6 protein-coding genes, 4 tRNA genes and 2 pseudogenes are annotated in these 11,326 nt (G+C 38.1%); 1 reads left to right on the forward strand and 11 read right to left on the reverse strand.

The features are described from left to right. The 10 genes and pseudogenes from ACGH4F_RS09345 to ACGH4F_RS09390 all read right to left on the reverse strand — a co-directional run. A pseudogene (locus ACGH4F_RS09345) lies at window positions 1-77 on the reverse strand (elongation factor Tu); the annotation flags it as partial. 183 nt (window positions 78-260) lie between these two features. Then, window positions 261-336: transfer RNA gene (locus ACGH4F_RS09350), tRNA-Thr, on the reverse strand. A 3-nt stretch (window positions 337-339) separates the two neighbouring features. Then, window positions 340-414, reverse strand: a tRNA-Gly gene (locus tag ACGH4F_RS09355). A 56-nt stretch (window positions 415-470) separates the two neighbouring features. Beyond that, window positions 471-555, reverse strand: a tRNA-Tyr gene (locus ACGH4F_RS09360). 33 nt (window positions 556-588) lie between these two features. Beyond that, a tRNA-Thr gene (locus tag ACGH4F_RS09365) sits at window positions 589-664 on the reverse strand. Window positions 665-817: 153 nt separating this feature from the next. Further along, complete coding sequence (gene adhE / locus ACGH4F_RS09370) at window positions 818-3,517, reverse strand: bifunctional acetaldehyde-CoA/alcohol dehydrogenase (protein ID WP_267351223.1); 2,700 nt, start codon at window positions 3,515-3,517, stop codon at window positions 818-820. Window positions 3,518-3,812: 295 nt separating this feature from the next. Next, window positions 3,813-4,616 (reverse strand): tRNA cyclic N6-threonylcarbamoyladenosine(37) synthase TcdA, encoded by an 804-nt coding sequence (gene tcdA, locus ACGH4F_RS09375; protein WP_267351225.1) that lies wholly within the window; start codon window positions 4,614-4,616, stop codon window positions 3,813-3,815. 111 nt (window positions 4,617-4,727) lie between these two features. Next, window positions 4,728-5,303, reverse strand: a complete 576-nt coding sequence (locus ACGH4F_RS09380; protein WP_267351226.1) for a hypothetical protein — start codon at window positions 5,301-5,303, stop codon at window positions 4,728-4,730. A 223-nt stretch (window positions 5,304-5,526) separates the two neighbouring features. Then, entirely contained in the window at window positions 5,527-6,882 is a 1,356-nt protein-coding gene (locus ACGH4F_RS09385) for a PFL family protein (protein ID WP_267351228.1), read from the reverse strand. Between the two features lie 36 nt (window positions 6,883-6,918). Then, window positions 6,919-7,188 (reverse strand): ACT domain-containing protein, encoded by a 270-nt coding sequence (locus tag ACGH4F_RS09390; RefSeq protein ID WP_065558707.1) that lies wholly within the window; start codon window positions 7,186-7,188, stop codon window positions 6,919-6,921. A gap of 144 nt (window positions 7,189-7,332) precedes the next feature. Here ACGH4F_RS09390 and ACGH4F_RS09395 point away from each other — a divergent pair, with 144 nt between their 5' ends. After that, on the forward strand, window positions 7,333-8,547 hold the full coding sequence (locus ACGH4F_RS09395; protein WP_267351230.1) for a pyridoxal phosphate-dependent aminotransferase: 1,215 nt from the start codon (window positions 7,333-7,335) through the stop codon (window positions 8,545-8,547). Between the two features lie 351 nt (window positions 8,548-8,898). Here ACGH4F_RS09395 and ACGH4F_RS09400 read toward each other — a convergent pair. Next, window positions 8,899-11,326, reverse strand: a pseudogene (locus ACGH4F_RS09400) (hypothetical protein); the annotation flags it as partial.

An 11,326-nucleotide genomic window follows, 5' to 3' on the forward strand; every position in this document is an offset into this window, starting at 1 on the left:
GTTTTACCATGGTCAACGTGGCCGATTGTACCAACGTTAACGTGGGGTTTTGTACGTTCAAATTTTTCTTTAGACATTTATTGTCCCTCAAATGTAATACAAATCGGTGGTGAATCACCACATTAACCAAGTATTATATTTTATATCAACATAATACTAACTTAAAATTAGCTCTGAATGATAACAGATAAAGCCGTCCAGTGACAAGCTTTTAAGCAGTCAAATTCGATATTTTTAGAAGTTTAGGAAAGTAACAAGAATGGTGCTGATAGGCAGATTTGAACTGCCGACCTCACCCTTACCAAGGGTGCGCTCTACCAACTGAGCTATATCAGCAATTGGAGCGGGCAGCGGGAATCGAACCCGCATCATCAGCTTGGAAGGCTGAGGTAATAGCCATTATACGATGCCCGCATGTTCAAACTCGGCTACCTAAATGCTTCAATTAGCTATTGCTAATATTAGATATATGGTGGTGGGGGAAGGATTCGAACCTTCGAAGTGTGACACGGCAGATTTACAGTCTGCTCCCTTTGGCCGCTCGGGAACCCCACCCCGAATCTTTTTAAATTTGTCTACTTAGGAAAATGGTGCCGGCTGCCGGAATCGAACTGGCGACCTACTGATTACAAGTCAGTTGCTCTACCTACTGAGCTAAGCCGGCCTAAGTGCTGCGCATTATGGACTAGAACATTTAAGCTTGCAAGCAAAAAAAACAAATTTTATTTTGTTTGCTTAAAAAAAAATCAAAAACATAAAAAAACCCCGAAATATAGACAATTTCAGGGTTTTATTTAATCAAAAATAATTTTTTAGATTATTTCTTTTTTACCGCTTTTTTCTTAGTAGTAGAAGCTACACCTTTAGCCGCTGTATGCACAGCAACATCTTCACTGATATCACCGTTATCTTGATATGGACGACCATAATAGGTATCAAGCAAGATTTGTTTTAGTTCAGCAATTAAAGGATAACGAGGATTTGCGCCAGTACATTGGTCATCAAATGCATCTACAGCAAGTTGGTCAACTTGTGCTAAGAACGTTTTTTCATCCACACCAAACTCTTTTATAGAGAATGGTATTTCAAGATCTTTTCTAAGTTGATCTAACCAACCAATTAATTTCTCAACTTTCTTCTCATCTTTATCCGCAGCAGCCGTTAAACCTAAATGATCAGCAATTTCAGCGTATCGACGAATGGCTTGAGGATAACCATATTGACTAAATGTACCTTGTTTAGTTGGCTTATCTGTTGCATTAAAACGGACAACATTGCTGATGAGCATTGCATTAGCCACACCATGTGGAATATGGAAAGCTGCACCAATTTTATGCGCCATTGAGTGACAAATACCTAAAAATGCTTGAGCAAAAGCAACACCTGCTAATGTCGCTGCACTGTGTACTTTTTCTCGAGCGATAGGATTTTTAGCCCCTTCTTTATAGCTTGCCGGTAAATAGGACTTAAGCATACTTAAAGCTTGTAATGCTTGACCGTCAGAAAACTCTGTTGCCATTACTGACACATAAGCTTCTAAAGCATGAGTTACCGCATCGTAACCACCAGCAGCACAAAGTGAACGTGGCATATTCATCACTAAGTTAGCATCTACAATTGCCATATGAGGCGTAACAGCATAATCGGCTAACGGATATTTTTGTCCGGTTGCATCATCCGTCACAACTGCGAATGGCGTCACTTCAGAACCGGTGCCTGATGTTGTGGTAACACAGATCAATTTTGCTTTTTTGCCCATATTCGGGAAATGACAAGCACGTTTACGAATATCCATAAAACGTAATGCTAATTCATCGAATTTAGTTTCTGGGTGTTCATAAAGAACCCACATGATTTTTGCAGCATCCATTGGTGAACCACCGCCTAAAGCAATAACAGTATCAGGCTGGAATGCTCTCATTGATTCAGTCCCTTTACGAACAACACTTAAGGTTGGATCAGCTTCAACATCAAAGAATGTTTCACAAAGAACACCTTGTGACTCTAATTGATCGGTGATTTGTTTTGAATAACCATTGTTAAATAGGAATTTATCAGTGACTAAAAAGACTCGTTTTGCGCCTTGCTCAACGACTTCATTTAAAGCAATAGGCAGTGAGCCACGTTTAAAATAGATAGAACTTGGTAATTTGTGCCATAACATGTTTTCTGCTCTCTTAGCGATTGTTTTCTTGTTAAGTAAGTGTTTCGGTCCGACATTTTCAGATACCGAGTTACCCCCCCAAGAACCACAACCTAATGTTAGTGACGGCGCTAAATCAAAATTATATAAATCGCCAATACCACCATGCGCTGCAGGTTGGTTAATCAAAATACGGCAAGTTTTCATTTTTTTGCCAAAATAATCGATACGTTCACGATTGCTATCTTGATCGGTGTAAAGAACAGAAGTATGACCCATACCACCCATTTCAACTAATTTTTCAGCCTTTTCTACTGCTTCAGTAAAATCTTTAGCTTTAAACATAGCTAACGTCGGTGAAAGTTTTTCATGCGCAAACGGTTCAGATAGATCAACTTTGCTCACTTCACCTACTAGTACTTTTGAACCTGCTGGTACTTTAAAACCTGCTAATTCAGCAATTTTGGTCGCTGGTTGACCAACGATATTAGCATTTAAAGCACCCTTGTCATTTAGAATGATACCTTGAACGGCTTTAGTCTCTTTAGCATTTAAAACGTATGCACCGTATTGTGTTAACAAGCGACGTACTTCGTCATAAACAGAATCAACCACGACGATAGCCTGTTCAGAGGCACAAATCATACCATTATCAAACGTTTTAGACATCAGAACGGAAGCCACTGCTCGTTTTAAATCGGCTGTTTCGTCAATGATGACAGGCGTATTACCTGCGCCAACACCTAATGCTGGTTTACCTGAACTATAAGCTGCTTTCACCATACCTGGGCCACCGGTTGCTAAAATTGCAGCGACATCATCATGATGCATTAAAGCATTTGATAATTCGATAGAGGGCTCATCAATCCAACCAATAATATCTTTTGGTGCACCAGCTTTGATTGCTGCATTTAGAACAATTCTGGCTGCTTCAATAGTTGATTTTTTTGCTCTAGGATGAGGAGAGAAGACGATTGCGTTACGGGTTTTAAGACTGATAAGGGATTTGAAAATAGCGGTGGAAGTTGGATTGGTCGTTGGTACTATTCCACATATGATCCCTAAAGGTTCGGCTAGCGTAATAGTTCCAAAGGGTTCATTTTCTGCCACTACGCCACAAGTTTTGTCATGACGATATTTGTTTAGAATATATTCTGCAGCAAATAAGTTTTTAATCACTTTATCTTCTACAATCCCCATACCCGATTCAGCAACAGCTTGTTGGGCTAGTGGAATTCTCGCAGCTGCAGCAGCTTTTGCAGCCTCCGTGAAAATTTTATCCACTTGTTCTTGAGTATAAGTTGAATAAGTTTCCTGTGCTTTTTTTACACGGGCCATTAACTCATTTAACTCATTCATATTAGTTACTGCCATAGATTACTCCTTGAAATTAAAAAATAAATCTGAATCGTTTGGCGTCTTCCTTGAATCTTTTTAATGCCTATGCATAATAACAAAACGAAATTGCCGTTATCGTAAATCAGTTTTTTACTTTATACAATAAGATCTTGCAGAAAAATAAATGTTATTGAAATGGGTAAGTGAGATTCATCCTAATAGATAGGAAAAAATTAATATTTGAGATTTTTTGATAAAAAAAACTATTTTACTTAGGTAAAATAGCTTTTTTTAAATATGCTAAATTTTTTTGAAGAAATAAAAAGTTCACTTAAATTTTTGATAATTTGTCCAGTACATAACTAACAGCAACAAATCCAAAACTTGCCGTAACAGTCGTCACTGCGCCAAAACCTGATTCACAATCCATTTTTTTAGTGCCATGCGCTTCACTTTTCGTAAAACAGATTTGTCCATTCTCCGCCGGATATGTCAGTTGTTCTGTTGAGTAAACACAAGGTATCGAATATTTACCTTTACTATCTTTATTGAGTTTATAATCGTTCTTTAATCTTTCTCGTAATTTAGCTGCCAAAGGGTCTTGAATGGTTTTAGCCAAATCAGCTATTTTAATCTGTGTTGGATCTTTTTGCCCACCTGCGCCACCAATAGTAATGACTTTCAATTTTTGTCGCTTACAATAATTAAGCACGGCCGCTTTATCACGCACACTATCAATAGCATCAATGATATAATCATAACGAGGCAAGTTTTGAGCACCTAAATAATCTGAAACATTATCAATATTTATAAAGTCATCAATTTGATTAACAATACATTCAGGATTTATTTGTAATATTCGCTCAGCCATGACTGCGGTTTTAGCTTTACCTATATTTGTGGTTAAAGCATGAATCTGGCGATTGGTATTAGTCACACAGACATCATCCATATCAATCAAAGTAATTTGCCCGATACCACTGCGAGCAAGGGATTCAGCTACCCAAGAACCAACACCACCAATCCCTATTACACAAATATGTGCACGAGCAAAACACGACAATGCGGATTGACCATACAACCGAGCAATGCCACTAAAACGTTGAAAATAACTATCAGAAAATGTGTTATGCATAATTACCACTGATTTATCGAAATGTTAAAATACTAGCAGTGCATAACGATAAACGCAACTAACGCTGCTATTCTTGTCATTGAGGTTATCGGTATTAGACTGGTAAATTAACTATTTACGTCCTAATTTTAATATCTCTTGTGCCATTTGTTTAGTATGGGTTTGCATATATTTTACTAAATGGTCATTTTTTTCATTGAGTAAAATGAGATAAAAACGATTACGAGCCAAATGCGTTGATTCATCATAAGTACTGACGATTAAATAACCTATACCATTTTTTTCATCCGTTCCTACGGAATAAGAAACGTTACCTTCTTGAGTGACTTTCGGATCAGATGAACGCATTGCGATTTGCAATTTAAAGAGTTTTTGAGCATCTTGAGCATTGGCAACGATATCATCCATAATAATGAAATAATCTTCATAATAGGTTTCTGATTTAGGATCTTGCATGTACATAATTGCACGCTTATCATTAGGATTACCTGAACCACTATCGCGACTTTGATTATATATATAATAGGTTTTATTGTGGAAATCTAATTTTTTAGGTAAATCATAAGCGGGTAATTTTTGATTAATTACCGTTAACATCGGACCATAGTTGCCAGGTTGATAATTACTTTCTAAAGTCCCACAACCTAACAATAATATTGAGATAAAACTGACTATAACTTTTTTCATTTTTGTTTCCTTTTATTTTTTATCAATTAATTTTAGATAAGTAAGAAAAATGAGACTAATTAATTCATTACCAAATAGTATCCGTGTGATTGCTCATTATTGGGATAACCGTAAAATGAAGGACAAAAAAATCACATTTTGGATTATCAGGTAGAAATCAATAGACAGAAAGTCATGTGATACCTTGTCTTTTTTGATATACAAGGCATCACAAAATAATCGCTTAGTTTTTGAAGGAGTGAATCGGAGCAGGAATACGTCCACCACGATTAATAAAATCAAATGAGCTATATTTATTTACTGGCATCACAGGCGCATGACCCAATAACCCACCAAATTCAATATTATCACCCACTGTTAAATCAACCGCAGGAATGATGCGAACGGCAGTGGTCTTATGATTGATGACGCCGATTGCTGCTTCATCTGCAATAATAGCAGATATTGTTTCAGCTGGTGTATCACCCGGAATAGCAATCATATCAAGCCCGACCGAACAAACACAGGTCATTGCTTCTAATTTTTCTAAATTGAGTGCCCCCTTATTTACCGCATCAATCATCCCAGCATCTTCTGACACAGGAATAAATGCCCCACTTAAACCACCCACATGACCACATGCCATGACCCCACCTTTTTTGACAGCATCATTAAGCATCGCCAATGCAGCCGTTGTACCATGGGTTCCAACCACTTCCAGTCCCATTTCTTCCAAAATATGGGCAACTGAATCACCTATTGCAGGCGTTGGCGCTAAAGATAAATCAACAATACCAAATTTAACGCCTAAACGCTCCGAAGCCTCTTTACCAACAAGTTGTCCCATACGCGTAATTTTAAAAGCCGTTTTTTTGATTGTTTCCGCAACCACATCAAAAGGTTGACCTTTTACTTTTTCGAGCGCTCGCTTAACCACCCCTGGTCCACTGACACCCACATTAATGACACAATCTGCTTCGCCTACACCATGAAAAGCCCCAGCCATAAACGGATTGTCCTCAACAGCATTAGCAAACACAACTAATTTTGCACAAGCCATACTGCTATTATTCGCCGTTAATGCGGCTGCTTCTTTAATAATATGCCCCATCTGTTTTACGGCATCCATGTTGATACCGGTTTGTGTAGAACCTACATTAACCGATGAACAAACACGTTCTGTTTGGGCAAGAGCTTGTGGGATGGATTTAATCAAAATTTCATCACCTTTATGGTAACCTTTCTGCACTAACGCCGAAAATCCACCAATAAAGTTCACCCCCACCGCTTTAGCAGCTTGATCAAGTGTTTTTGCGAACGCGACATAATCACTATCATTACTTGCGCCTGCAATTAAGGATATTGGTGTAACAGAGATACGTTTATTAATAATTGGAATACCAAATTCAGACGTAATTTGATCACCAACTTTTACTAAATTTTTGGCTAATTTAGTAATTTTGTCATAGATTTTTTGACGGGCTTTTTCACCATCGCTATCAATACAATCAAGCAAAGAAATACCCATGGTTATTGTGCGAATATCAAGCTTTTCTTCCTCAATCATTTTAATCGTTTCGAGGATCTGTTTGGTTTCCATTAGTACTATCCTTCAGTAAAAATTATTGAATAAAATTTAAAGACGATGCATTGCATCAAATATCTCTTCGCGTTGAATATTTACTTTAACTTTAAGATTTTCGCCTGTTTGCGTTAAAGTATTTTTAACATCATCAAATGAAACATCGATTTTGGATAAATCGAGTAACATAATCATCGTGAAATATTCACCCATGATAGTTTGAGATACATCTAAAATATTAATATTCAATTCATATAATTTTTGACTTATACCAGCAATAATTCCGGTCTGGTCTTTTCCTATGACAGTTAAAATGGTTTTCATCACATACTCCGCACAAATTTTGGACAATCAAAAGATATTTACTTGGTTGATTATAATAACATCTTCAAAAATTATCGAAATAGGAGTAGATTGTTTTTTTGTTAAAAATAAAAAAACACTAAAATAATTAAAAAGGGCAACATTATGAAAAATTTCCAAAAATCAAATAAATTGGATCATGTCTGTTACGACATCCGTGGACCAATTCTTGAGCACGCAAAGCGTCTTGAAGAAGAAGGTCAAACTATACTTAAACTCAATATTGGAAATCCTGCCCCTTTTGGTTTTGCCGCACCTGATGAATTATTAGTTGATGTCATCCGTAATTTGCCTTCTTCACAAGGATATTCCGATTCAAAAGGACTTTACTCTGCACGTAAAGCTATTATGCAACACTATCAAGCCAGAGGAATAACCAGTTTAGATGTCGAAGACATTTTTATCGGCAATGGTGTTTCTGAACTTATCGTACAATCGATGCAAGCATTGCTCAATAGCGGTGATGAAATCTTAGTTCCTATGCCAGATTATCCATTATGGACAGCTGCAATTAGTTTATCCGGTGGTAGTGCTGTTCATTATCTTTGTGATGAAGAAGCTAATTGGTCGCCCGATTTAGACGATATTAAACGAAAGATCACCCCCAAAACGAAAGGAATTGTGATCATTAATCCTAATAATCCAACTGGTGCTGTCTATAGTAAACAGCTTCTACTTGATATTGCAGAAATTGCGCGTCAAAACAACCTTATTATTTTTGCTGACGAAATTTACGACAAAATTTTATATGATGATGCTGTTCATCATTCAATAGCCGCTTTAGCGCCCGATCTATTTGTCGTAACCATGAGCGGACTATCTAAAACTTATCGTGTTGCAGGTTTTAGGCAAGGATGGATGGCACTTTGTGGTCCTAAACAACATGTAAAAGGATACATTGAGGGACTAAATATGTTGGCGTCAATGCGATTATGCGCTAATGTCCCATTGCAACATGCCATTCAAGGTGCGCTTGGCGGTTATCAAAGTATTAATGAATTTATTGTTCCTGGTGGTCGTTTATATGATCAATGTATGCTTGCATGGCGCATGTTAAATGATATCCCAGGGGTAAGTTGTACTAAACCACAAGGCGCATTGTACTTATTTCCTAAACTTGATCAGCAAAAATTTAATATTCACAATGATCAGAAATTGGTTTTAGATTTTCTATTGCAAGAAAAAGTTCTTTTAGTACAAGGCAGTGGTTTCAACTGGCATAAACCCGATCATGTCAGAATTGTTGCGCTTCCACATACAGGTGAATTACAAGACGCTATCGAACGTTTTGCCAAATTTTTATCAAATTATCAACAATAAAACGAATCAACTCCCAATTTCAGTTGGGAGTTTTCTATCTGCAATGCTTCGTAAAATTTTTTGATTTCATTCAACGAAGATAATAATCACTTTCAGTGTTATGCTTAAATTCATCAATACTGCTCTATTTATGCTAACTAATTAATATGACAATGTTAATTTATTAACCGGCATTCAATTTTAATTATATTTCTACAACTCTACTCATTTTCAGTGCTCTAACACTAAAATCTATTTATATAAAATAATAATTTAGGATGCTTAATATAAAAAACCCCCGATAAACGGGGGAAAGAGCTGAAAGGATAGGAATAAACAGACCTACTTGTCTATCTTTATGTTTAATGGGAATTACTGATTTACCTCCGTAACACCAAAATCAACTTTACTTGGTAACCCCGGTGATACTCTTACCACTTTTGGATTACGTCCGTTTACTTTGTATTCCTTCGGTAAGCTTCGTGGGTCTAGTTTGATAACGAAGTTTGCACCTCGTTCCCAACGGCCTCCCGATACACCAACTATATGGTAACGTCCATGCGTATCGGTTGTGATAATTTCGCCACGGGTGGTCACTAATTTCACGCCGCCCAGACCATCTTCACCTTCATCCTGTATGCCATTACCGTTTCGGTCGATAAACACTTTTCCGAAGATTAACGCATTGTCAAACAGTGGATCGGCTGTCACCGTTACCGTCGCTTCCGCTATATTCGACGACACTTTACCCGTCAAGGCGTTTAGTGCCATCGCCGTATTGGTATACTCGCCTTGGGTAACGCCCGAGCCCACAACTAACATATAGCTGATCACCACTTCACTGTTAGCCGTTAAATCCAGAGAATCATACATCACCGCTTTAGTGCCTTTGGGATCCGCCACTTTTTTGCCATTTAAACGCGATGAACCTTTCACGAACTTAAATCCTGACGGTAAAATATCTTTTACTTTAATGCGTGATTTGTGTGACGAATTGTTAATCACCTTGATGGTATAAGGGACAATATCACCCACCACGACATTATCTTTCAGTGCCGTTTTTATTACGGTTACATCCGCATTATGTACTCGATAACCCAATATAATATCGTTACTTGTTGCACTAAAGGTGATACTGCCATCATTTAACTTAATCGGCACTGTTTGCATACCACCTGTGCCATTATAAACAATCGATGCTGGCGGTGTAGCAATATCAATTAAGTCATGTTTGACCACTTTACCATTACTATCAGTATATTGTTCAAAATATGGCACTTTTTCATATAATGGATTGCTATTATCTGAGCCAACCACGCCGTCGTGATATTCACCAAACAGTAAACGGATACTATATTTTGAATCATCAACCACATTCGGATCTATCACCAGATTACGGAATATAAATTTACCATCACTGCGTGTCATAAACGACAGTGGTTTACCATCTTTGTTCATCATATGTTTCTGATTATTGTTTAACAGATAAACCTCTGCACCCGATAATCCGGTTAATTCTGACAGACTGACAAGACCTTTACCTTCACGATCTTCTACCAGTTTACCCTCAATAATACCACCATGGATATAACCAAAGTCCTGATCGGTTAGGTTACCTGTGATATCAATGATTGCCTGATTGATTGTCTTCGGTAAGGTTAAGTAACCTTTGCTGTCATGGTGCGCATCATCCGGGTCAAAGCTTGCTCGTAACGTGCTCGGTACTCCTTCCACTTCAATTTGCCATTTGCCCGGGATCATGCCGCTTAGTTCATAAACTGTCTCACCGGCTGCAATCGTTTGTGTTAACTGTAATGCCGGATTGTTGATATTACTCAATTTCACCGTCAAGTCCGCATTAACACTGCTGTCCGTGGAGGCGTTGTATACCCCGTTATCATCACTGTCTAAGTAAATTTTACCTTTAATACTGGTGCTACCTTTCCACGCAAAGCTTACCCATGTCGCTTTATCTGTTGCTCCCGTAAACTGATAAGTTTCACTCATTTCACTGTCAGTCTTATTGATTACTACCGGGTGACTGCTGTCGCTTAACATAAAGCTGCTAACATAATCCGTGCCCGGACGACTTACTTTCACCTGATAATCAACACCCGAGACTAAGTTGTCAAACTGATAGTTGCCTAACTCGTGCTCTGCACTACCCGTACTGACCGCTTTAACCTCTTTCACCAGATTATTATCGACATATAATCCTACCGTGTAATCCGTAAATAACGTATCAATTCCGATATCCTGTGCATTTATCACCTCGCCATCATCCGCATTCACGTCTATCACAACCTGACCTTCAATGCTTGCCTGACCTTTCAGACCAAAATCAACATTTGTGATTTTGTTTGCCGAGGATGCTGGCGCAATGTTGACAACGGCACTATCTTTATTGATTGCGGTGATTGCTCCCCCAACTTTTTGTACTACATAACTGAAGTCATAACCTGAATTTGCCGGTGCTTCTACACGTATCGTCCAACGACCTTCTGCTATATTGGCTATCTCATATTCACCGTAACTACCACTGTCGACCGTTAAGGTTAAGCCATGGCTGTTTGTCGCCACAACTTTCACCCCTGATAAGGTGGCGGTGTGATAAGTCTGATGCGTTCCTTGTCCTGAGTAGTCTTTATAAATAGTCCCTTTTAACACATTCTCACTTTTAAAGCCGAATGCTTGTTGCTCAGCAACGTTACCGGCTGAGAATTGGTCATCTTTCGGACTATTGACACTAAACGTCACCTGATTGCTCGCTGACATTGAGTTCGGACTGAACACCAGTCTG

Origin of the sequence: Gilliamella sp. CG35 (genome assembly GCF_046635745.1) — a bacterium.
Lineage (GTDB): Bacteria > Pseudomonadota > Gammaproteobacteria > Enterobacterales > Orbaceae > Gilliamella > Gilliamella apicola_I.

Excerpts from the sequence above, each read along its gene's own strand:
- ACGH4F_RS09380 (WP_267351226.1), bottom strand. The coding sequence starts at position 5,303 with ATGAAAAAAGTTATAGTCAGTTTTATCTCAATATTATTGTTAGGTTGT.
- ACGH4F_RS09385 (WP_267351228.1), bottom strand. The coding sequence starts at position 6,882 with ATGGAAACCAAACAGATCCTCGAAACGATTAAAATGATTGAGGAAGAA.
- tcdA (WP_267351225.1), bottom strand. The coding sequence starts at position 4,616 with ATGCATAACACATTTTCTGATAGTTATTTTCAACGTTTTAGTGGCATT.
- adhE (WP_267351223.1), bottom strand. The coding sequence starts at position 3,517 with ATGGCAGTAACTAATATGAATGAGTTAAATGAGTTAATGGCCCGTGTA.
- ACGH4F_RS09395 (WP_267351230.1), top strand. The coding sequence starts at position 7,333 with ATGAAAAATTTCCAAAAATCAAATAAATTGGATCATGTCTGTTACGAC.
- ACGH4F_RS09390 (WP_065558707.1), bottom strand. The coding sequence starts at position 7,188 with ATGAAAACCATTTTAACTGTCATAGGAAAAGACCAGACCGGAATTATT.